Source organism: Nocardioides soli (assembly GCF_014191495.1).
Lineage (GTDB): Bacteria > Actinomycetota > Actinomycetes > Propionibacteriales > Nocardioidaceae > Nocardioides > Nocardioides soli.
Map to the genome: position 1 here is coordinate 1,419,281 of NZ_JACHWR010000001.1, position 20,918 is coordinate 1,440,198.

Annotated in this window: 21 protein-coding genes; 4 read left to right on the forward strand and 17 right to left on the reverse strand. The window is 72.1% G+C overall.

The window, feature by feature from the left end:
* Positions 1-85: 85 nt before the first annotated feature.
* Positions 86-493, reverse strand: a complete 408-nt coding sequence (gene icmB / locus FHU40_RS07165; RefSeq protein ID WP_183591537.1) for a coenzyme B12-dependent isobutyryl CoA mutase small subunit — start codon at positions 491-493, stop codon at positions 86-88.
* A 245-nt stretch (positions 494-738) separates the two neighbouring features.
* Between icmB and FHU40_RS07170 the strand changes: the two genes are divergently transcribed.
* Positions 739-1,791 carry a M23 family metallopeptidase gene (locus FHU40_RS07170; RefSeq protein ID WP_183591538.1) on the forward strand — a complete coding sequence of 351 codons (1,053 nt, stop codon included), beginning with the start codon at positions 739-741 and terminating at the stop codon, positions 1,789-1,791.
* A gap of 237 nt (positions 1,792-2,028) precedes the next feature.
* On the opposite strand, the gene pcrA is transcribed toward FHU40_RS07170, so the two are convergent.
* The 15 genes from pcrA to FHU40_RS07245 all read right to left on the reverse strand — a co-directional run bounded on the left by pcrA (position 2,029) and on the right by FHU40_RS07245 (position 17,761).
* Positions 2,029-4,428, reverse strand: coding sequence for a DNA helicase PcrA (pcrA, locus tag FHU40_RS07175; RefSeq protein ID WP_183592230.1), 2,400 nt, complete (start codon positions 4,426-4,428; stop codon positions 2,029-2,031).
* A 64-nt stretch (positions 4,429-4,492) separates the two neighbouring features.
* Complete coding sequence (locus tag FHU40_RS07180; protein ID WP_183591539.1) at positions 4,493-4,963, reverse strand: hypothetical protein; 471 nt, start codon at positions 4,961-4,963, stop codon at positions 4,493-4,495.
* A 7-nt stretch (positions 4,964-4,970) separates the two neighbouring features.
* The gene (locus FHU40_RS07185) at positions 4,971-5,333 is read right to left on the reverse strand and encodes a response regulator (RefSeq protein WP_183591540.1); all 363 of its coding nucleotides are present in this window, start codon (positions 5,331-5,333) and stop codon (positions 4,971-4,973) included.
* A gap of 51 nt (positions 5,334-5,384) precedes the next feature.
* Positions 5,385-5,831 (reverse strand): chemotaxis protein CheX, encoded by a 447-nt coding sequence (locus FHU40_RS07190; protein WP_183591541.1) that lies wholly within the window; start codon positions 5,829-5,831, stop codon positions 5,385-5,387.
* A gap of 1 nt (position 5,832) precedes the next feature.
* Positions 5,833-6,219, reverse strand: a complete 387-nt coding sequence (locus FHU40_RS07195; protein WP_183591542.1) for a response regulator — start codon at positions 6,217-6,219, stop codon at positions 5,833-5,835.
* On the reverse strand, positions 6,207-7,055 hold the full coding sequence (locus FHU40_RS07200; RefSeq protein ID WP_183591543.1) for a CheR family methyltransferase: 849 nt from the start codon (positions 7,053-7,055) through the stop codon (positions 6,207-6,209). Before FHU40_RS07200 ends, FHU40_RS07195 begins: the two co-directional genes overlap by 13 nt.
* Positions 7,052-8,164: a protein-glutamate methylesterase/protein-glutamine glutaminase gene (locus tag FHU40_RS07205; RefSeq protein ID WP_183591544.1), complete on the reverse strand. Its 1,113-nt coding sequence runs from the start codon at positions 8,162-8,164 to the stop codon at positions 7,052-7,054. Before FHU40_RS07205 ends, FHU40_RS07200 begins: the two co-directional genes overlap by 4 nt.
* An 85-nt stretch (positions 8,165-8,249) precedes the next feature.
* On the reverse strand, positions 8,250-9,149 hold the full coding sequence (locus FHU40_RS07210) for a hypothetical protein (RefSeq protein ID WP_183591545.1): 900 nt from the start codon (positions 9,147-9,149) through the stop codon (positions 8,250-8,252).
* A 169-nt stretch (positions 9,150-9,318) separates the two neighbouring features.
* Positions 9,319-10,938 (reverse strand): methyl-accepting chemotaxis protein, encoded by a 1,620-nt coding sequence (locus tag FHU40_RS07215; RefSeq protein ID WP_183591546.1) that lies wholly within the window; start codon positions 10,936-10,938, stop codon positions 9,319-9,321.
* Between the two features lie 53 nt (positions 10,939-10,991).
* Positions 10,992-12,548 carry a methyl-accepting chemotaxis protein gene (locus tag FHU40_RS07220; protein WP_183591547.1) on the reverse strand — a complete coding sequence of 519 codons (1,557 nt, stop codon included), beginning with the start codon at positions 12,546-12,548 and terminating at the stop codon, positions 10,992-10,994.
* 70 nt (positions 12,549-12,618) lie between these two features.
* A complete protein-coding gene (locus tag FHU40_RS07225; protein ID WP_183591548.1) occupies positions 12,619-13,038 on the reverse strand; it encodes a chemotaxis protein CheW in 420 nt (139 codons plus the stop codon).
* A complete protein-coding gene (locus tag FHU40_RS07230) occupies positions 13,035-15,296 on the reverse strand; it encodes a chemotaxis protein CheW (protein ID WP_183591549.1) in 2,262 nt (753 codons plus the stop codon). Before FHU40_RS07230 ends, FHU40_RS07225 begins: the two co-directional genes overlap by 4 nt.
* Before the next feature lie 82 nt (positions 15,297-15,378).
* Positions 15,379-15,732, reverse strand: coding sequence for a hypothetical protein (locus FHU40_RS07235; RefSeq protein ID WP_183591550.1), 354 nt, complete (start codon positions 15,730-15,732; stop codon positions 15,379-15,381).
* Between the two features lie 51 nt (positions 15,733-15,783).
* Positions 15,784-16,455 (reverse strand): response regulator, encoded by a 672-nt coding sequence (locus FHU40_RS07240; RefSeq protein WP_183591551.1) that lies wholly within the window; start codon positions 16,453-16,455, stop codon positions 15,784-15,786.
* Complete coding sequence (locus FHU40_RS07245; RefSeq protein WP_183591552.1) at positions 16,448-17,761, reverse strand: ATP-binding protein; 1,314 nt, start codon at positions 17,759-17,761, stop codon at positions 16,448-16,450. Before FHU40_RS07245 ends, FHU40_RS07240 begins: the two co-directional genes overlap by 8 nt.
* A 144-nt stretch (positions 17,762-17,905) precedes the next feature.
* On the opposite strand from FHU40_RS07245, the gene FHU40_RS07250 reads away from it, so the two are divergent.
* Genes FHU40_RS07250 through FHU40_RS07260 form a run of 3 tightly spaced genes read left to right on the forward strand, consistent with a single transcriptional unit; the run spans position 17,906 to position 19,775 of the window.
* Positions 17,906-19,168 (forward strand): PspC domain-containing protein, encoded by a 1,263-nt coding sequence (locus FHU40_RS07250; RefSeq protein ID WP_183591553.1) that lies wholly within the window; start codon positions 17,906-17,908, stop codon positions 19,166-19,168.
* On the forward strand, positions 19,165-19,581 hold the full coding sequence (locus FHU40_RS07255) for a hypothetical protein (RefSeq protein ID WP_183591554.1): 417 nt from the start codon (positions 19,165-19,167) through the stop codon (positions 19,579-19,581). The genes FHU40_RS07250 and FHU40_RS07255 overlap by 4 nt, the downstream gene beginning before the upstream one ends.
* A complete protein-coding gene (locus FHU40_RS07260; RefSeq protein ID WP_183591555.1) occupies positions 19,578-19,775 on the forward strand; it encodes a PspC domain-containing protein in 198 nt (65 codons plus the stop codon). Before FHU40_RS07255 ends, FHU40_RS07260 begins: the two co-directional genes overlap by 4 nt.
* Here FHU40_RS07260 and FHU40_RS07265 read toward each other — a convergent pair.
* Positions 19,739-20,743, reverse strand: coding sequence for a glycerophosphodiester phosphodiesterase (locus FHU40_RS07265; protein ID WP_183591556.1), 1,005 nt, complete (start codon positions 20,741-20,743; stop codon positions 19,739-19,741). The genes FHU40_RS07260 and FHU40_RS07265 overlap by 37 nt on opposite strands.
* Between the last annotated feature and the right edge of the window lie 175 nt (positions 20,744-20,918).

Below are 20,918 nucleotides of genomic sequence, written 5' to 3' on the forward strand. Positions count from 1 at the left end.
GGGAGTACGACGAGGGCGGACCGACGTGACGTGGGGCACGGCGCAGCCCGGCCGGACGGCGGCTCAGGCGGCGGTCAGGCGGCGGTCAGGCGGCGAAGTGCTCCGCGACCCAGCCGGTGATCTCACCGGTCGACGCACCGGGGGTGAACACCTTGGCCACCCCGAGCTCCTCGAGCACCGGGATGTCCTCTTCGGGGATGATCCCGCCTCCGAAGACGACGATGTCGGAGGCGTCGCGCTCGGCGAGCAGCTCGACCAGCCTCCGGAAGAGCGTCATGTGCGCGCCGGAGAGCACCGACAGCCCGATCAGGTCGGCGTCCTCCTGGATCGCGGTCTCCACGATCTGCTCGGGGGTCTGGTGCAGGCCCGTATAGACCACCTCGTGTCCGGCGTCGCGCAGCGCCCGGGCGACGATCTTGGCCCCCCGGTCGTGCCCGTCGAGACCGGGCTTGCCCACCACGATGCGGATTCGGCGCGCCGCTGAGGTGCTCATGACGGGAGGCTAACCGAGCGTGATGAGCGCCACGTGGCCGGGGCCACGGTAAAAAGTCGACACGAAGGGGTTTCAGCCGGGCCGATCCGGCCGATGTGACCTCTGGACCATCTTGTGCGACGGTTGGCCAGCCAATTTCGTCGGATTCCGTCCACAAGTTGGCGGGGTTGGATTCCCGACCCCGTGATCGGTCCGTTACAGTCGGGCCTCGCCGTCTGAACCCCGAGCAGCGGAGAAGCAAATTCATGGGTAACCACCGAGCGGATCGTCGCGGCCCGCGCCGTCGTCCCTCGGACCTCCCCTCCCCGGTAGCCAGCGGCACCGCCGGCAAGCGTCGGGCCGAGAAGCCCGGCCGCCGCGCCGCCGCCCCGGCCGTCCCCGCTCCCGCGGCCGTCGTCCTCCACGAGGACGAGGAGACCCTGGTCCTGCCGATCACCCGTGACGTCCCCGAGGTGCTCACCGAGCGGCCGGTCGTCTACCAGACCTCGCGCATCGGCGGCGTGCGCGCCGCGCACACGCCGCGCACCGCGCCGTCCAAGCCGGGTGCCCGGCGCAGCTCCTCGCGCGCCCCGCTCTTCCGGGCCCTGCCGTCGGCGCCGGTGCTGCTCGGCCTCGCCGCGCTGGCCGTCTCGGTCGGCGGCGCCGTGACCGCCCAGGGCGGGCTCGACGACGAGGTGCCCCGCTTCAGCCAGGCGAGCGCCCTCAGCGGGGCCAGCCAGGTCGCCAGCGCCAGCCTCCTCGACCGGCGCACCGTCAGCCGCGACTCGCGCCGCGACGCGCTCTCCGACGCGGTCGACGCCGACCTCCAGGACGAGGTCGAGGCGCAGAACCGCGAGCGCAACGCCGCCCTGAAGAAGTTCGCCCAGCAGGCCCAGGAGCAGTCCGACAAGCTCCGGCTCAACCAGTGGACGCTGCCGCTCTCCGGCTACCGCCTCACCGCCCAGTTCGGCGCCTACAGCGGCCTGTGGTCCCACTACCACACCGGTCTCGACTTCGCGGCCCCGAGCGGCACCACCATCCACGCGGTCGCCAACGGCGTGGTGACCTCCGTCGGCTACGACGGCGCCTACGGCAACAAGACCGTCATCACGCTCGACGACGGCACCGAGCTCTGGTACTGCCACCAGACCTCGTACACCGTCAGCGAGGGCGAGCAGGTCAGCGCCGGCGACACGATCGGCTACGTCGGCTCCACCGGCAACGTCACCGGGCCGCACCTCCACCTCGAGGTCCGCCCCGGCGGCGGCGACCCGGTCGACCCGTACGCCGCGCTCGTCGTACACGGGCTTCAGCCGTAGTCACTGCTGCTGTTCGGATCACCGGGTTTCGAGACGGGCCTGGCGGCCCTCCTCAACCACCGTGGAGACGGGCCTGGCGGCCCTCCTCAACCACCGTGGAGACGGGCCTGGCGGCCCTCCTCAACCACCGTGGAGACGGGCCTGGCGGCCCTCCTCAACCACCGTGGAGACGGGCCTGGCGGCCCTCCTCAACCACCGTGCTCACGGCCCTAGTGGCCCTCGCACCTCAACCTGCGGCTACAGCTTCTCGACCGGCGCATAGCGCAGCAGCAGCCGCTTGACGCCCTCGGAACCGAAGTCGATCGAGGCGACGGACTTCTCCCCCGCGCCCTCCAGGGCGACGACCGTGCCCAGGCCGAACGAGTCGTGCAGCACCCGGTCGCCGGGCTCGAGGCTGGGGATCTCCCGCGCCGGCTTGGCGCGGGCGGCGGCGTCGGCGCGCACGGCGGCGGCCGAGAAGTTGCGCCGGCCGGCGGCGGTGGGCTCGCCGAACCGCTGGCCGCCGGAGAGGTCCGGCCGGCTCCACCGGGTCTGGGCGGCCTCGGTGCGCCGCCAGTCGACGAGATCGACCGGCAGCTCGTCGAGGAAGCGCGAGCCGGGGTTGTGCGACGGCGCGCCCCAGGCCGAGCGCACCACCGCACGCGAGATGTAGAGGCGCTCGCGGGCCCGGGTCACCCCGACGTACGCCAGGCGGCGCTCCTCCTCCAGCTCCGGCTGGTCGCCGAGCGCACGGGCGTGCGGGAAGACGCCGTCCTCGAGGCCGGTGAGGAAGACGACGGGGAACTCCAGGCCCTTCGCCGTGTGCAGCGTCATCAGCGTGACGACGCCGGAGTCCTCGGGGTCGTCGTCGGGGATCTGGTCGGTGTCCGCCACCAGCGCGACCCGCTCGAGGAAGTCGGCCAGGCCCGGGGCGACGATGCCGGCCTCGACGTCGGTCGGGTCGGCCGACGGGCCGGCCAGCGGATCCTCGGCGAACTCCCGGGCCACCGCGACCAGCTCGGCGAGGTTCTCCAGCCGGGTCTCGTCCTGCGGGTCGTCGCTCTCCTCCAGCCAGGTGAGGTAGCCGGAGCGGGCGAGCACGGTCTCCAGGACGACGTCGGCGCGCTCCCCCGCGTCGACCATCGACTGCAGCTCCTCGACCATCGCCACGAAGCCCTGGATCTGGGTGAGTGAGCGGGTGGCCAGGCCGGGGGCGTCCTGGGCCCGGCGCAGCGCCTCCCAGAACGTGATCCGGTCGCGCTCGGCCAGCGCGTTGACGCACGCGACGGCGCGGTCGCCGATGCCGCGCTTGGGGGTGTTCAGGATCCGCCGCAGCGACACCTGGTCGGCCGGGTTGACCAGCATCCGCAGGTAGGCGAGCGCGTCGCGCACCTCGCGGCGCTCGTAGAACCGGACCCCACCGACCACCTTGTAGGGCATCCCGGTGCGGATGAAGACCTCCTCGAACACCCGCGACTGCGCGTTGGTGCGGTAGAACACCGCGACGTCGCCGGGGCGGTGGGCGCCCTCGTCGGTGAGCTTGTCGATCTCCTCGGAGACGAACCGGGCCTCGTCGCGCTCGTCGTCGGCGACGTACCCGACGATCCGCTCGCCGTCGCCGGCATCGGACCACAGCCGCTTCTCCTTGCGGCCCTTGTTGTGGCCGATCACCGAGTTGGCGGCGGTCAGGATGGTCTGCGTGGAGCGGTAGTTCTGCTCCAGCAGGATCGAGGTCGCGTTGGGGAAGTCCTGCTCGAAGTCGAGGATGTTGCGGATGTTGGCGCCGCGGAAGGCGTAGATCGACTGGTCGGCGTCGCCGACGACCATCAGCTCGGCCGGCTCGACCCGCTCCGCGTCGGGGTCGGACTGCTCAGGGTCGTCCGCACAGAGCTGGTGGATCAGCGCGTACTGCGCGTGGTTGGTGTCCTGGTACTCGTCGATGAGCACGTGCCGGAACCGGCGCCGGTAGGTCTCGCGCACCTCCGGGAACGCCTGGAACAGATGCACGGTCGACATGATCAGGTCGTCGAAGTCCAGCGCATTGGCCTCGCGGAGCCGGCGTTGGTACGCCGTGTACGCCGCGGCGTAGGTCTCCTCGAGGTGGTTGCGGGCGTCCTTGGTGGCGTCCTCGGGGTCGCGCAGCTCGTTCTTCTGGTTCGAGACCCAGTGCAGCAGCGCGCCCGGCTGGTAGCGACGCGGGTCGAGGTCGAGGTCGTTGCAGACCAGCGTCATCAGCCGCTTCTGGTCGGCGGCGTCGTAGATGGAGAAGTTGGACTTGTAGCCGAGCTTGTCGGCCTCCTTGCGCAGGATGCGCACGCAGGCCGAGTGGAACGTCGACACCCACATGATGCGGGCGCGCTTGCCGACCAGGTCCTCGACCCGCTCCTTCATCTCGGCCGCGGCCTTGTTGGTGAAGGTGATCGCGAGGATCGAGCCGGGGTGGGCCCGGCGCTCGGAGATCAGCCACGCGATCCGCCGGGTGAGCACCCGGGTCTTGCCCGACCCGGCGCCGGCCACCACCAGCAGCGGCGCCCCCTCGTGCACCACGGCGGCGCGCTGGGGCTCGTTGAGGCCTTCGAGCAGCTCCTCGCGGCTCGGGCCGCGACGGGCCGGTGCGGCGGGGGCGACGGCCTCGAGGCCGGGCAGCGGGATCGACATACTCATCTCGCGCTCCACCCTACGTGCGAGCGCCCCCAGCCCGGACCCGCGTGTGCCGGGCAGCTCAGACGGCGACGGCGATCGAGAGTCCGCCCGTGCCGTAGCCGGAGATGTCGAGCTCGAGGTCCTCGCGGCCACCGGCCTGGGCCGCCAGCGCCAGCAGGTGGGCCGGGACCGGGTCCGACGGCGCGAACGTCTCCGCCAGCCGCAGGTGGGTGTCCATGGCCTCGCCCAGCGGGGCGGCCAGCACGTTGCAGATCTCGGCGGCGTTCTCGAAGAGGTTGACCGGCAGCAGCCGGTCCTCCTCCGCGGCCTCCGCGGCGCCCTTGGGGATCAGCGCGATGGCGGCGCCGGAGCGGGCCGCGAGGCCGAAGCTCATCACCGCCACGGCGCGCAGGCCGTGGGCGTCGTCGAGGTACGACGCGACGATCGGCTTCGGGATGCCCAGGTCGACCGGGGTGCCGTCGGTCAGCGCGACCTCGCGCCCGAGCAGCCCCTCGAAGAGGTCCTTGATGTCCTTGCGGTCGGGAAGCATGTCGGCCTCAGCCCAGCATTCCGGAGAGCTCGGACTCGAAGTGGTCGGCGGTGAAGGGCTTCGCGATCAGGAACATCGCACCGGCGGCCCGCGCGGTCTCCCGCATCTCCTCGGAGCCCTCGGAGGTGACGAAGCCGAACGGCACCGGGTTGCCACCGCCGCGCAGCGCACGCAGCAGCTCGATCCCGGTCTTGTTGGGCATGTTCCAGTCGGAGAGGACCAGGTCGGGAGACTCGCTCGCGACCAGCTGCTCGGCCTCGGCGCCGTCCACGGCCTCCACGAACTCGTGATGGCCGAAGCCGGCCTGGCGCATCGTGCGCAGCACGATCTGACGCATGACCTTGCTGTCGTCGGCGATGAGGATCTTCATGGGCTACCTTCTGACCTGCCTTCCGGATGAGCTGCTGGCTGACGGCGCCGCTCAGGCGGCGTCGGGGACGATCTGGACGTAGACGGGCGCGTCGCCCCACGAGACGACGAACGACTCGTCGCGCGCCGGCACCGCGGTGACCTCGCGGACCCCGGGCAGGCCCAGCGCCGACGTACCCGGAAGCGCACCCTTCACGCTCCCGCCGACGACGTTGAGCACCTCGCCCACCGCGTCGTGCACGTCGGGCTGGTCGAGCTGCTCCTCGGGGCCGAGGCCGAGCATCGCCCCGGCGATCTGGCCGGCCACCACGCTGTCGCAGGTGAGCACCAGCCGCCCGTTCCAGTCGCCGCGCAGCTCGATCTGGGCCTGCAGGCCGGTCTCGAACTCCGCGGGCCGGTCGGCCGGCCACGGCGCGGCACTCGCGAAGAGCATGGAGCCCCACACCTGCTCGATGGCGGCGAGCACGAGCGCCTCGTCGGGCGCGCTCGAGATGGTCATGTCAGGATCCTGTCGAGGTCGGGAGGAGCCCGAGCAGGTCGAGCTTCTCGAGCATGGCCTCACCGGTGAACGGCTTGATGAGGTACTCGTGGGCGCCGGCGGCCAGCGCCCGGACGATCCGGTCCTGCTCGCTCTCGGTGGTCACCATCATCAGCGTGATGGCGCGCCACTCCGGCCGCTTGCGGACCTCCGTGATGAACGTGAGGCCGTCCATCACGGGCATGTTCCAGTCGACGCAGGCGAGCTGGAGCGGCTCGTCCATCTCCTCGAGCCGCTCGATGGCCTGCTGGCCGTCGGCGGCCTCGACCACGTCGTAGCCCACGTCCTCGAGGATGCGACCGACGATCCGGCGCATCGCTCGGGAGTCATCGACAATCAAAGCACGCATGAGCTGCCCTCCATCTTGAGGTCCTCTCTGATCCGATAGACCGAGGACCGACCCGCCGGCACCCGTTCCCAGGCGTCGTCGACGCCCATGGTCATCTCCGCCGCCCCCAGGAAGAGGTGGCCGTCCGGTGCCATCACCTGACGCACCCGCTTGAGCACATCCCGCTTGGTCGGGAGGTCGAAGTAGATGAGCACGTTGCGGAGGAACACCACGTCGAACCGGCCCATCGGCGGGAACGGCCGGGTCAGGTTGAGCTGGCGGAACTCCACGCGCTCCCTGATCGACCGGTTGATGCGCCAGTTGAGCCCCGCCCGCTCGAAGTGGCGGACCATCGTCGTGGCCGGCAGGCCGCGGTTGACCTCCAGCTGCGAGTACTCGCCCGTGCGGGCCCGGTCCAGCATCTCCTCGGACAGGTCGGTGGCGAGCAGCTCGACCCGCCAGCCCGCGAGCTCGGGGGTGTCGAGCGCGGTCATCACGATGCTGTAGGGCTCCTGGCCGCTCGAACAGGCGGCCGCCCAGACCCGCAGGGTCCGGTTCGGCCGGGTCTTGGCGAGCGCGGGGAACACCGACTGCCGGAGCGCCGTGAAGGGGTCGGAGTCGCGGAACCACGAGGTCTCGTTGGTCGTCAGCGCCTCGACCACCTGCTTCAGCGCGGCGGGGGTACGCCGGGTCGAGAGGTCGGCGACGTACGCGTCGACGCTCGGGTGCCCGGCGGCGCGGGCCAGCGGCACCAGCCGCGACTCGACGAGGTACTCCTTGCCGGTCTCGAGCACGATCGCGCTCTCGGCGCGGACCAGCTCACGGACGAAGGTGAACGCGTGGGGGCTGATCGTCACCGGGTGCCTCCCGCCGCCGACGCGACACCGGTCACGCCCACCGGTGTGTGACCCAGGCGCCGGTTGATCTCGCCGGGGATGTCGCCCAGGGGCAGCACCCGCTCGGCGAGGCCGGCGGAGGTGACCGCACCGGGCATGCCCCAGACGACCGAGGTCGCCCGGTCCTGGGCGATCACGCTGCCGCCCCGCTCGACGATGGTGCGAGCGCCCTTGCAGCCGTCGGAGCCCATGCCGGTGAGCACGACGCCCAGCACCGCGGGTCCGGCGACCGCGGCGGCGCTGCGGAACAGCACGTCGACGGCGGGCCGGCAGTAGTTCTCGGGCGGCGTCTGGCTGATCCGGGCCACGAAGGCCCGGCCGTCGGCGACGATCTCGAGGTGGAAGTCGCCGGGGGCGATGCAGACCGTGCCGGGCCGCAGCACCTGGCCGTCGACGGCCTCGGTGACCTCGACGGGCAGCTGACGGTCCAGCCGGGCCGCGAACTGCTGGGTGAACAGCGGCGGCATGTGCTGCACGACCGCGATCGGCACCGGCAGCGGCGGCAGGCCGGACAGCACCGAGCCGAGCGCCTCGGGGCCGCCCGTCGAGGAGCCGACGACGACCAGTCGGTACCCGCCGACGGGCTGCGGTGCCGGCGGGCGCAGCGTGGGGGCCGGCGCCGGCGTGGCGACCGGTCCGGCGCCGGCCGGCCGCGCGTCCGGCCGCGGGACCAGCGACTTGATCCGCGGGATCAGCGCGTCGCGCACCTGCTCCATCGAGCGGCTCACGCTCCCGACGTTCGCCGGCTTCGGCACGTAGTCCGAGGCGCCGGCGGCGAGGGCGTCGAGGGTGGCGACGGCGCCCCGCTCGGTCAGCGTGCTGAACATGATCACGGGCACCCGGTTGCCACCGGCCCGGAGCTGCCGGACCGTCTCGATGCCGTCGAGCTCGGGCATCTCGATGTCCATCGTCACGAGGTCGGGCCGCAGCGACACGATCTTCTGCAGACCGGCCCTGCCGTTGACCGCCGTGCCGACGACCTCGATGTCGGGATCCTCGGCGAGCAGGTCGGAGACCAGCTTGCGGATCACGACCGAGTCATCGACCACGAGCACCCGGATCCGCGCCATGGAACACCCTTCACTGTCGCCCTGCCCCGTGACAGGTGAAGGGCTCATCGGCCGCGCGGTCCGCGACCTGAGGGGACCGAGCGGGTCAGTCTGCCGGGGTGTGGACCGCGCGCCACGCACGCAGCAGCACGTCGGCGTCGTGCTCCGGCAGCAGGTCGGTCACCAGGCTCGCCTGGACGGTGCCGGACCACGCGTTCCAGACGCCGTACGCCGCGTCGCGTCCGGTGAACCCGCCGTCGACGAAGGCGATCACGGCGGCCAACTGGGCGTCGCAGGCGGCTCGCAGCCGCTCGGTCACCGAGAGCGCCCAGGTCGCCTGGTGCATCGCGGGCGCCCACTCGGCGGTGTGCCCGCGCACCTCGTCGACGACCCGGCGCCAGGCCCGGCGGGCGTCGTCGTCGGAGGCGGCGAACCCGGCCAGCCGCCGGTCCAGCTCGGGCAGCCCGGTCTCGAGCTCGGGCAGGGCCAGCCCGGCGCGGACGAACGGGGCGGCCATCGCGCGCCGCAGGTCGGGCGCCAGCCGGTCGCGCAGGTAGGCGCTGGTGGCCGCGTCGGCGAGCACGTCGGCGGCGAGCGACGCCACGGGGTCCTGGGCGGCGACCGCACCGCCGTGCAGCCAGGTCCAGTCCAGGACGTCGCGGCGGATCATCCGGTCGAGGGCGTGCGCGTCGCCGAGCAGGCTGCTCTCGAGTCGCCGCAGCAGCGCCGTCTCCCCCGCCGCTGCCTCCTCCAGCGCGGCCCCGGCGAGCCGGAGCGTCGTGGCCGCCGACTCGGTGCCGGTCGTCGGCACGTGGGTCCGGCGCCACTCCTCGCGGGCGCCCGCGCCCGGGTGGCAGGCGGCCAGCCGGTCCAGGTCCTCGGGTCCGACGGCGAGCGCCACCCGCACCACCCCGGCCACCTGCGCGCCGCCCGGCAGGCGGGCGAGGTCGAAGCCGAGGGCCGGCCCGCCGACCACCGAGTACGCCATGGGCTCGCTCCCGTCCACCCGTCGACGGTCGACCACAGTCCGGTGTCGTCGACCCCGCCCAGACCTGAGTCCGGGCGGGGTCGATGGTAGCCCGACGGTGGACGTGCGGATCAGGCGTTGGGCAACCCATGTCCGGGCCTTGTCGCCGTCCTGTCGGGGGCTTGAGGGGGCCTTGCCGAGGCCTTGCTCAGACCTTGAAGAAGCCCACGGCGCTGCGCAGCTCGGCGGACATCCGAGCCACCTCGTCGATCGCCGCGGTCGACTGCACCAGCGCCTGGGTGGTCGACTCGGCGGCGCCGGAGACGCCGTTCACGTTGGCCGCGATCTCGGCGGAGCCGGTGGAGGCCTCGGCGACGTTGCGGCTCATCTCGTTGGTGGTCGCGGTCTGCTCCTCCACCGCCGAGGCGATCGTGAGCTGGTAGTCGTTGATCGAGGTGATGATCTCCGAGATCTGACCCATCGCCTCGACCGCACCCGTGGTGTCACCCTGGATCGCATCCACCCGACGAGCAATGTCCTCGGTCGCCCGCGCCGTCTCCTGCGCCAACTCCTTGACCTCATTGGCCACCACCGCAAAGCCCTTGCCGGCCTCCCCGGCCCGAGCCGCCTCGATCGTCGCGTTCAACGCCAACAGATTCGTCTGCTCCGCGATCGAGGTGATCACCTTCACCACATTGCCGATCTCCTGACTCGACACACCGAGCTTGGCCACCGAGTCGTTCGTCGACTCCACGATCCCCACCGCCTGCGAAGCCACCCGCGCCGCATCATTGGCCGACGTCGCGATCTCCCGGATCGAAGCACCCATCTGCTCAGCACCCGCCGCCACCGTCTGCACGTTCCGCGACACCTCATCCGCCGCACCCGAGACCACCCCCGCCTGCACCGACGTCTCCTCCGCACCAGCCGCGATCTGCTGCGACGCCGCCGACAACTCCTCCGACGCCGCGGCCACCGACTCCGCCGACTCGGTCACGTTCTCCATCAGCCGGCGCAGCTGGTCGGTCGCGGTGTCCAGGCTCGCGGCCATCAGGCCGATCTCGTCGCGGCTGTCCACGTCGGCACGCTGCGTCAGGTCGCCGACGGCCAACCCGTCGGCGACCCGCTTCACCCGAGCCACGCCCGAGGCGATGGCGCCGGCGACGAACCAGCCCAGCGCGAGCGTCAGCAGCACCCCGACCGTCAGCAGCACGATCGCGAAGTTCCTGCTGCTGTTGTAGGACGACGTGACGCCGGCAGCGGCGTCCGCGGCCTCCGCGGACTCGATCGCCTCGAGCCTCGTGATGTCCTCGGTCATCGCACTCGTGATCGGCCGGATCACGGTCGCGTTGGCCTCGGTCCAGGGACCTCGGTTGCCCTGGAACGCCAACGGCGCCATCACGGTGAGCTGCTTGTCCAGGTACTCCGTGACCTTCTGCTCCAGCTCGCCGAGCAGCTTCTCGCGCTCGGCGTCCAGCCCACCGCCCACGTAGCGCTCGGCCGCCTCGGCGAACATCGCCTCGGCCTCGGCCATGCCGTCGAGGGCGGCCTGGGTGTCGTCGTCGCTGGTCGCGATGACGGCGTCACGGGAGCCCTGACGCAGGACGTCGATCGCGGTGCGCATGTCACCGGCCGACTGCACGCCGATCAGGTTGTCGCGGTAGATGGCCTCGGCCCGTTCGGCGGAGTCGCCCAGCGCACGGAGGCTGGACAGGCCGACGACGATGGCGACGACGGCGGTGAGGACGACCGCGACGAGGATCTTGGTGCGGACCCCGCGGTCGCGGAACCAGGACAGGATCGAGCGCGGTCGGGTGGTGCTGGACATCTGGGCTTCTTCCGACTGTGAGGGTGGTGGTGAGTGGGTCTGGGATCCCAGGGTCAGCTGCTGAAACGCGAGATCTCGGTGCGCAGGCTCGCGGCCATCGCGGCCAGCTCGCCGATCGCGGCCAAGGTCTGGTTCACCGCCTGGGTGGTGGTCGTGGACGCGGTCGCGACACCGCCGATGTTGGTGGCGATCTCGGCGGAGCCGGTGGAGGCCTCGGCGACGTTGCGGCTCATCTCGTTGGTGGTCGCGGTCTGCTCCTCCACCGCCGAGGCGATCGTGAGCTGGTAGTCGTTGATCGAGGTGATGATCTCCGAGATCTGACCCATCGCCTCGACCGCACCCGTGGTGTCACCCTGGATCGCATCCACCCGACGAGCAATGTCCTCGGTCGCCCGCGCCGTCTCCTGCGCCAACTCCTTGACCTCATTGGCCACCACCGCAAAGCCCTTGCCGGCCTCCCCGGCCCGAGCCGCCTCGATCGTCGCGTTCAACGCCAACAGATTCGTCTGCTCCGCGATCGAGGTGATCACCTTCACCACATTGCCGATCTCCTGACTCGACACACCGAGCTTGGCCACCGAGTCGTTCGTCGACTCCACGATCCCCACCGCCTGCGAAGCCACCCGCGCCGCATCATTGGCCGACGTCGCGATCTCCCGGATCGAAGCACCCATCTGCTCAGCACCCGCCGCCACCGTCTGCACGTTCCGCGACACCTCATCCGCCGCACCCGAGACCACCCCCGCCTGCACCGACGTCTCCTCCGCACCAGCCGCGATCTGCTGCGACGCCGCCGACAACTCCTCCGACGCCGCGGCGACGGCGTCCGCCGAGCCCTGGACGGCGGTGACGATGCCGGCCACCGACTCGATCGACTGGTTCAGCGCCCGCTCGAGCTCGCCGAGCTCGGCCGCGGACTTCTCCTCCACCCGCTGGGAGAGGTCGCCGCCCGCGAACGCACCGAGGACGGCGATGCCACGGTGCAGCGGCCGGGTCACCGACCGGGCGATGAGCCAGGCGAGGGTCACCAGGACCGCCACCGCCACGATCGCGCTGAGCACGATGAGGCGCAGGGTGCTCGCCCGGTGCGAGACGATCGCGTCGCTGCGCTCGGCGGCGCCCTCCTCGACCTGCTCGATCGCGGTGCCGAGCAGGTCGTCCATCGTGCCGTTGGCCTCCTGCACGGACTCGACCTGGTCGAGCGCGGCGGGCTGGTCGGCGATCGCGAGGTCGACGTACTCCGAGATCGAGTCCACGTAGTCGGTCCACGCGGACTCGAACGCGGGTCCGGTCACACCGGCACCGGTGGCGTCGAGCCGGGCGAGCAGGTCGTCGATCGTCGCGATGTCCTCGGTCAGGTCCTGGCTCAGCTGCCGGTTGTCGGAGTAGACGGCCGCCTGGAGCCCGGTCACCTTCAGCTCGCTCGACCGGGTGTCGAGGGTGTGCAGCAGGGTGCGGGCCTGCTCGAACTCGGCGAGCTCGTCGGACCCCGCCTGAAGCGTGTGGAGTCCGTTCACCGCGATCGCGCCGACCGCCGCGACGGAGATGGCGCCCAGGGCGGCGATGCCGGCCAGGCGACGACCGACGGTCCAGGTGAAGGTGAGAGACATGGCTATTCCTCGGGGTTCGGACTGCGCGTGGAGGCGCGAAGAGGTGGGTGAAGGGATGAATGGAGGGTGGTCAGGCCGCGGCCGCGCGGTCGACGTCGAGCGAGAGGAGCAACTGGTCCTCGAGCTTGTAGGCACCGACGAGGAACTCCCGGCCCGGGCCGGCGAGCGTGTCCGGCGGCGGCTCGAACTGCTCGTCGTCGACGTCCATCACCGCGCCGATCGTGTCCACGAGCAGCGCGATCGTCTCGCCGGCGACCCGGACGACCACGAGCATCGGCTCCTGGTCCTCGCGGCGGTCGGGCAGGCCGAGCCGGACCCGCAGCTCGACCGCGCTCATCACCTGGCCACGCAGGTTGATCAGCCCCGAGACGGCGTCCGGGGCGAGCGGGATCCGCGTCTGCGGCTGTCCGCGCAGCACCTCCTGCACCGCGGTGACGTCGACGCCGTACAGGTGCCCGTCCAGGGTGAAGGTGACAAGTCGGGCGCTCACATCGCCTCCTGGAGCTCGGGCATCTCGTGGTCGGCGTAGAAGCTGGGATCGGCCGACATGATCGCGGCGCGTACGTCGAGGACCTCGACGATCCGGTCGCGGACCAGGGTCGAGCCGAGCACGCCGTGGTCGGTCACGTCGTCGTGGAACTCGGTGACCTCGTCGACGATGTCGACGATCTCGTCGACGACCAGCGCGACGCTGCGGTCACCCACCGTGTAGATGACCACGACGAGCTCCTCGCTGTCGCGGGCGCTCGCCACGCCGTAGTAGTCGTTGAGGCGGACGACGGGCAGGATGCCGCCGCGGTACTGGACGACCTCGCGGTTGCCGACCCGCTCGAGCGCCGTCCGGTCGAAGTTCTCGAGGCGGGTGACCGACGAGAGCGGGATCGCGACCTTGCGACCCTCGCCGAGGCCGGCGACCAGCAGCCGCAGCGTCCGGCCGGCGGTGCCGCGGGCGTCGTCGCCGGTGCGATCCTCCTGGTCGAGGGCGTCCATGTTGAGCACGCGGCGCGCGAGGGCCTGGACGTCGAGGATCAGCGCGACCCGGCCGTCGCCGAGGATCGTCGCACCGGAGTAGGTGCCGATCGCCTTCAGCTGCGTGCCGAGCGGCTTGACCACGATCTCCTCGGTGGAGAGCACCCGGTCGATCACCAGACCGAAGCGCTTGCCCTCGGCCTGGAGGACCGCGATCAGCACGTGCCCGTCGGAGCGGTCGGACTCGACGCCGAGGACGTCGGCGAGCCGGACCAGCGGCAGCAGGCTGCCGCGGAGGCGGTAGACCGAGGCGCCGTTGACGTCCTCCACGGCGTTCGCGGCGCGGTCGGCGTCCAGCGCCACCAGCTCGAGCAGGCTCAGCTGCGGGATGGCGTACCGGTCGCCGGCGCACTCCACGGTGAGGGCCGGGACGATCGCGAGCGTGAGCGGGATCCGCAGTCGGCAGGTGGTGCCGCGGCCGACGACGGACTCGATCTCGATCGTGCCGCCGATGGCCTCGATGTTGGTCTTCACCACGTCCATGCCGACCCCGCGGCCGGAGACGTTGGTGACCGCGGCGGCGGTGGAGAACCCGGGGAGGAAGATCAGCTGGAGGACGTCGGTCGGCGTCATCTGCGCGAGCTGGTTCGCGGTCCGCAGACCGCGCTCGACCGCCTTGGCCCCGACCTTGTCCGCGTCGATGCCGGCGCCGTCGTCGCTCACCTCGACGACCACCTGGCCGCCCTCGTGGAACGCGCGGAGCGTGAGGACGCCCTCGGCCGGCTTGCCCGCGGCCATCCGGTCCTCGGGGGTCTCCAGGCCGTGGTCGACGGCGTTGCGGACCAGATGCGTCAGCGGGTCCTTGACGGCCTCGAGGAGCGAGCGGTCGAGCTCGGTCTCCTTGCCGACCATCGAGAGCGCGACCCGCTTGCCGCAGTGGGCGCCCAGGTCGCGGACCACGCGGGGCAGCTTGGCCCAGAGGTTGTCGATCGGCTGCATGCGGGTCTTCATGACCCCCTCCTGCAGCTCCGAGGCGATCAGGTTGAGGCGCTGGGCCGAGCGGGTCAGCTCGACGTCCTGCTGGTCGCCGGCCTGCCGCACGATCTGGTTGCGGGTCAGCACCAGCTCGCCGACCAGCTGCATCAGCGTGTCGAGCAGGTCGACGTCGACGCGGATCGAGGAGTCGGCGACGCTGCGCCGGCCGTGGTGGTCGTCGGGGTGGTCGTCGGGGTGGTCGGCGACCGCGTCCACGACGGGGGTCTCCGCGGCGGGGGCGTCGGGCGCCTCGACGGCTTCGGCCGCGCTCTCCGCCGCGCTCTTGTCGGCCCGCTCGACAGCGTCCTCGACCAGGGACTCGACCAGGGACTCGGGGACGACCTCGACGGCGGGCTCCCTGCCCTCCAGCAGCGCGCTGATCCGCTCGACCACCGCGCCGACCTCGGCATCGCCCTCCCCGCCGTGCTCCTCGATCGCGGACAGCAGGTCGCGCACCGTGTCCACCATCGCCAGGAGCACGTCGGTGGTCTGCGGCGTCATCGACATCTTGCCGTCGCGGAGCCGGGCGAGCAGGTTCTCACCGACGTGCGTCACCGACTCCAGCTTGCCGAAGGCGAGGAAGCCGCTCGTGCCCTTGATCGTGTGGATCGTGCGGAAGATGCTGCCGAGCAGGTCCCGCGAGCCGGGCTCGCGCTCGAGCGCGACCAGGTCGCGGTCGAGCTGATCCAGGTTCTCGTGGCTCTCCACGAGGAACTCCTGGACGATCTCGTCGATCTCGTCCACCGGGGCTGCCTGCCTTCCGTCGTACCAGCCGGTCGACGAGGCATATCGGCCGTCGGTGGGACGACCTGAGACAGACCCGGGATCAGGTGTGGACGGGGCTCCAGAAGACCGCGACGCACACGTTGGCGACGGTGAGCAGCAGGAGCAGCGCCCACAGGCCGTTGGCGATGCGCTCCTTGCGCAGGTTCGCCATCACCAGCGCCAGGATCACCAGGCCGATGATCGCCTTGACCGCGATCTTCGCGTGGTTGGGCGACCCGTCCGCCTCGAGCACGCCGACCAGCAGCAGGCCCGCGACGAACGCCGTGCCGGCACCGTCGCGCATCAGGCTGTTGACCCGCTTCTCCGGCTGGCGGGCCTGGATCAGGAGGCCTCCGAAGAGCGCGGCGAAGCCGAGCAGATGGACGACGAGCAGCAGGTGCCGGAGGAACTCCATGCCCGAAGCCTAGGCCGTCGACTCCGGCGGCGGGGCCGGGGTCCGGACCGGTCAGAGCAGCCGGCGGTCCGACGCCCACCGGGTGAGCTCGTGGCGCGAGGACAGCTGCAGCTTGCGCAGCACGCTCGACATGTGGGTCTCGACGGTCTTGATGGAGATGAACAGCTCCTTCGCGACCTCCTTGTAGGCGTAGCCGCGGGCGATCAGCCGCATCACCTCGCGCTCCCGCTCGGTGAGCCGGTCGAGGTCCTCGTCGACGGCGGCCACGTCGATCGAGCCGGAGAAGGCGTCGAGCACGAACCCGGCCAGCCGCGGCGAGAAGACCGCGTCGCCCTCGGCCACCCGGCCGATCGCCTGGACCAGCTCGGGCCCGGTGATGGTCTTGGTGACGTAGCCGCGGGCGCCGCCCCGGATCGTGCCGATGACGTCCTCGGCAGCGTCGCTGACCGACAGCGCCAGGTAGCGGGTCTCGGGAACGGCACCGGACGCGGTGACCCGCCGCATCACCTCGACCCCGCCGCCACCGGGCAGGTGCACGTCGAGCAGCACGACGTCCGGGCGGTGCTCGCTGACGGCCGCGACCGCCTCGTCCACGTCGGCCGCCTCGGCGAGGATCGACACCCGGCCCCGGCCGGCGCTCTCCAGCTCGGCGCGCACCCCGCGCCGGAACATCGCGTGGTCATCGACGATGACCACGCTCACGAGGCTCGTCCCCTCAGCCATGGTGGTTCTCCTCCTGTCGGGTGGGGCGGGGCAGGTGCAGGCGGACCTCGGTCCCCTCCCCCGGTGCCGAGCGGATCTCGGAGGATCCGCCGTGGCGCTGCATGCGGTCGACGATGCTGTGGCGTACGCCGTAGCGGTCGGTGCCGATCGTCTCCGGGTCGAAGCCCCGGCCACGGTCGCGGACGAAGACATCGATCGCGGCGTCGGTGATCTCGGCGTACACGTCGATCTTGCCCGTGCCGGCGTGCTTCGCGGCGTTGGTGACGGCCTCGCCGGTCGCGTTGACGATCGGGCGGAGCAGCTCGTCGAAGTCGCAGTCGCCGACCGTGACGACCTCGACCGACACGCCGTACTCGTCCTCGACGCGCGCGGCGGCGCCGCGCAGGGCGCTGGCGACCGTGCGCTCGTCGGTCGACTCGCCGGCGTAGAGCCACGACCGGAGGTCCCGCTCCTGGGCCCGGGCCAGGCGGGCGACCGTCGTCGGGTCGTCGGCGCTCTTCTGGATCAGCGCGAGCGTCTGGAGCACGGAGTCGTGCAGGTGGGCGGCGACGTCGGCGCGCTCCTGGGTGCGCACCCGCTCGGCGCGCTCGTCGGAGAGGTCGGAGGCGAGCCGGTAGACCCACGGGCCGATCACGATCGCGAGGCCGACGACGGTGAGCAGGGCCGCGACCGTGATGTCGCGCGCCATCGAGAGCGAGCCGCCGTGCGCGGAGTAGAGGACGAGCGCGACCACGATCAGGGCGAGGCCGGCGGCCACGCGGGCGTACGACGCCCAGCCGCCGGCACCGAACACGACCCGCACCGGCGCGATCCGGCCGGTGCTGTCGAGCCAGCGCTCCCGCTGGGCCTCGTCGGCCTGTCGCCAGAGCAGCGCGACGCCGACGATGCCGATCAGCAGCGGCCAGAACACCGCACCACGCCCGACCACGGCCTCGACGAGCAGGATCGCGCCGAGCCCGAGCGCGGCCAGCACGATCACCGGGCCGACGTCGCCGAGCCGGCGGATCCGGCCGGGGCGGCGGCCACCGCGGGTGGCGCTCTCGATGCCGGGGGCGGCGGACTCGAAGTGCTGGTCGGACGGCAGCATCCACCACAGCCCGGCGTACAGGAACATGCCGAAGCCGCCGAGCGCCGCGGTCACCACGAACGCCACCCGCACCCAGAGCACCGGAACGCCGAGGTGCTTGGCCAGGCCGGACGCGACGCCGCCGAGGATCGGCTCCTGCGCGTCGCGGGTCGCGCGGCGGGTCTCCCGCGGGGCGGGCGGTGCGCCGCCGTCGACCGCGGTGCCGTGTGTGCTGCTCATCTCGGGGTCAATCGTCACACAGCGACCGGGCCCGGACCATGAGGGCGAACCCCGACCCGACCCTGAGCGACCGGGCCGCCGCCCCACCCAGGATCAGGGGCGTCCCCGATGGTGTCCGGGTCCGGCGTGACGCAGGCTGGTGCCATGACCAGCACACCGCCCGAAGCACCTCCTCCGCCGCACGGCCCCGGCCAGGACACCGGACCGCGCGTCTCCCGTGAGGAGATGCGCGACCTGGGCCGGCTGCGCCGTTCGATCACCGACCGCAAGGTCGCGGGCGTCGCCGGCGGCCTCGGCCGGCACCTCGACATCGACCCCCTCATCCTGCGGGTCGCGTTCGTGGTGCTGGTGTTCTTCGGCGGCGCCGGGCTGATCCTGTACGGCGCCTGCTGGCTGCTGGTCCCCGAGGAGGGGTCCGACCGCGCGCCGTTCAACCTGGACGAGCGGACCCGCTCGGTCGCGCTGATCATCGTCGGCGCGATCGCGGCCCTGGCCCTGATCGGCGACAGCTGGGGCGCCTTCTGGTTCCCGTGGCCGTTGGCGGTCGTGGCGCTGGTCGCGCTGTGGCTGCTGACCCGCAACAACCCGCCGCGCCAGGCGGGCCCGGCACCGCAGCCGCCGTACGCCGCGCCGTACGGTCCGCAGCCCGGGCCCCAGTACGCCGCGCCGTACGCCCCGACCGGGGCGACCACCCAGACCAACCCCTACTCCGCACCGGTCGCACCGGCCGCGGGCCCGGCGTACACACCCGCGGCACCGCCGCCGTACCTGCCGCCGGTCGCACCGGTCGCGCCCCGGCCGCCGAACCCGCGCAAGCGCGGACCCATCCTGTTCTGGTTCACGCTCGCGCTGATCGTGCTTGCCGAGGGCGTCCTCGGCATCGTGGACCTCGCCGGCGGCCAGGTCGCCGACGCGGCGTACCCGGCGCTCGCCGTGGCCATCTGCGGCGTGATGCTGGTGGTCGGCGCGTTCTTCGGCCGCGCGGGCGGGATCATCCTGCTCGGCCTGCTCGCGACCGTCGGCCTGGTCGGGGCCACCGCCGCCGACCGGTGGGACGCGGAGCAGGTCCGCGTGACGCCGACCAGCGCGTCCGCGGTGCAGGACCGCTACTGGCTGGGCGCCGGCGAGCAGGTGCTCGACCTGCGGCAGGTCGTCGACCTGGCCGGTCTCGACGGCCGACGGATCGAGATCGAGGGCGGCGTGGGCCGCATCGAGGTGATCCTGCCCGCCCGCCTCGCCGCCACCGTCCAGGCGGACGTCAACGGGCCCGGCCACATCGACCTGTTCGACCACGAGCAGGGCGGGATCGACGTCCAGTCCACCAGCTTCGAGGGGCCGAGCACCGGTCCCGAGATCATGATCGACGCCCAGCTCGGCGTCGGGGAGATCGAGGTGAGCCACCGATGAGCACCACGAGCATGCCCACCCACACCGAGCGGCCGTCGGGCCGGCACCCGGTGAACGTCGGCCACCTGGTCATGGGGATCGCGTTCCTCGGCCTGGTCGGCATCTGGGCGGTGATCCAGGCCGACGGCGTCGACAACGACGACATCCGCTGGCTGCTCCCCATCCCGTGGGTGCTGGCCGGCCTCGCCGGGCTGCTCGCCCTGAGCGTGTCGTCGCGGCACAAGTGGTCGACCAAGCAGGTCGGCTGGGTCGAGACACCCCCCGCGGCACCGGTCGCCGAGACCTACGAGTCCGACGTACCCGGCGCGTACGACGAGGCCGCCGAGGCCGCCGACACCGCGGTCATCGCCGCGGAGCCCGCCGAGAGCCCCGAGCCCACTGACAGTCCCGAGTCCCCCGAGGAGAACCGATGAACATCGACACCAGCCGCCGCCTGACCCGCCGCCGCGACGACCGCATGATCGCGGGCGTCTGCTCCGGCGTGGCCGACTACCTCGGCCTGGACCCGACCCTGGTCCGGCTGCTCACCGTGGTCGCCGCGATCTTCAGCGTCGGCGCCGTCGCGGTCGCCTACATCGCCGCCTGGGTCCTGATGCCGGAGGCCTGAAGCCGCCTGGCCTCCAGGGTCGTGTCCGGATGGTCCGTGAAGAGCCCGTCCACCCCGGCGTCGAGGAACGCCTGCGTCTCCTCGATGGAGTCCCCGGGGTCGGACGGGCTCTCGCCACGTCGGTAGCCGGTGGGCAGGAAGGCGTTCTCGTCGCGCATCGTCCACACGTGGACGAGCAGTCCGGCCGCATGCGCGTCGGCGACGAGCGGCGACGGCTCCCCGATGGTGCCGAGGCCCGGATGTCGCGGCAGCACCAGGTCCTTGTCGACGCCCACCGCGTCCGCCCAGCCGGCGACCCGCCGCAGGCCGGTTGAGGTCACCAGATCGCTCGGCCGACCATGGCGACCGGTGACCCCGACCAGCTGCACCAGCGGCAGCCCGGTGCGTGACCGGAGCCACTGGAGACCGGCGGGCTCGAAGGACTGGATGAACACCGGCGCGTCCGGTCCGCCGTACCCGTGCAGCGCCAACGCGTCGAGGAGCGGCTCCTCCAGCCCGAGGCCGAGCTCGGCGAAGTACGCCGGGTGCTTGGTCTCGGGGTAGACACCGATCGGGCGGCCGAGCCGCTCCGACTCCGCGGCCACCAGGCCGAGGATCTCGTCGAACGTCGGCACGTCGTAGCGCCCGTCCCACCTCGTGTTGTGCGGTCGCAGCTCGGGCAGCCGCTCCACCGCGCGCAGGGTCTTCAGCTCGGCGAGGGTGAAGTCCTCGACGAACCACCCCGTCATCTCGCGGCCGTCGACCTCCTTGGTCGTCAGCCGGTCCGCGAACTCACCGCGCCGCGCCACGTTGGTCGTCCGCCCGATCTCCGCCTCGTGCCGGGCGACCAGCACGCCGTCCCTGGTCGAGACCAGGTCTGGCTCGACGTAGTCGGCCCCCAGCGCGATCGCGAGGCGGTACGACGCGAGAGTGTGCTCGGGACGGTAGCCGGACGCCCCACGGTGCGCGATGACGATCGGCTCTCGCATGGCTCCAGCAGAGCCGGGGCCGGTGACCACGCGGCGGGTTCGACGTGAACCGCGGGTGAAGGACTGTGGGCTCCTGGCACCATCGCCCGGTGCCCACCGTCGACGACATCGCCTCGGCGATCGCCAATGGCCACCGCCAGGAGAGGGTGCTCGTCGCGATCGACGGCGGCGACGG

Bases quoted from the DNA above. Each gene is read 5' to 3' on its own strand.
- icmB (WP_183591537.1), bottom strand. From the start codon at position 493: ATGAGCACCTCAGCGGCGCGCCGAATCCGCATCGTGGTGGGCAAGCCC.
- FHU40_RS07170 (WP_183591538.1), top strand. From the start codon at position 739: ATGGGTAACCACCGAGCGGATCGTCGCGGCCCGCGCCGTCGTCCCTCG.
- pcrA (WP_183592230.1), bottom strand. From the start codon at position 4,428: ATGTCGATCCCGCTGCCCGGCCTCGAGGCCGTCGCCCCCGCCGCACCG.
- FHU40_RS07180 (WP_183591539.1), bottom strand. From the start codon at position 4,963: ATGCTTCCCGACCGCAAGGACATCAAGGACCTCTTCGAGGGGCTGCTC.
- FHU40_RS07185 (WP_183591540.1), bottom strand. From the start codon at position 5,333: ATGAAGATCCTCATCGCCGACGACAGCAAGGTCATGCGTCAGATCGTG.
- FHU40_RS07190 (WP_183591541.1), bottom strand. From the start codon at position 5,831: ATGACCATCTCGAGCGCGCCCGACGAGGCGCTCGTGCTCGCCGCCATC.
- FHU40_RS07195 (WP_183591542.1), bottom strand. From the start codon at position 6,219: ATGCGTGCTTTGATTGTCGATGACTCCCGAGCGATGCGCCGGATCGTC.
- FHU40_RS07205 (WP_183591544.1), bottom strand. From the start codon at position 8,164: ATGGCGCGGATCCGGGTGCTCGTGGTCGATGACTCGGTCGTGATCCGC.
- FHU40_RS07215 (WP_183591546.1), bottom strand. From the start codon at position 10,938: ATGTCCAGCACCACCCGACCGCGCTCGATCCTGTCCTGGTTCCGCGAC.
- FHU40_RS07220 (WP_183591547.1), bottom strand. From the start codon at position 12,548: ATGTCTCTCACCTTCACCTGGACCGTCGGTCGTCGCCTGGCCGGCATC.
- FHU40_RS07235 (WP_183591550.1), bottom strand. From the start codon at position 15,732: ATGGAGTTCCTCCGGCACCTGCTGCTCGTCGTCCATCTGCTCGGCTTC.
- FHU40_RS07240 (WP_183591551.1), bottom strand. From the start codon at position 16,455: ATGGCTGAGGGGACGAGCCTCGTGAGCGTGGTCATCGTCGATGACCAC.
- FHU40_RS07245 (WP_183591552.1), bottom strand. From the start codon at position 17,761: ATGAGCAGCACACACGGCACCGCGGTCGACGGCGGCGCACCGCCCGCC.
- FHU40_RS07250 (WP_183591553.1), top strand. From the start codon at position 17,906: ATGACCAGCACACCGCCCGAAGCACCTCCTCCGCCGCACGGCCCCGGC.
- FHU40_RS07255 (WP_183591554.1), top strand. From the start codon at position 19,165: ATGAGCACCACGAGCATGCCCACCCACACCGAGCGGCCGTCGGGCCGG.
- FHU40_RS07260 (WP_183591555.1), top strand. From the start codon at position 19,578: ATGAACATCGACACCAGCCGCCGCCTGACCCGCCGCCGCGACGACCGC.
- FHU40_RS07265 (WP_183591556.1), bottom strand. From the start codon at position 20,743: ATGCGAGAGCCGATCGTCATCGCGCACCGTGGGGCGTCCGGCTACCGT.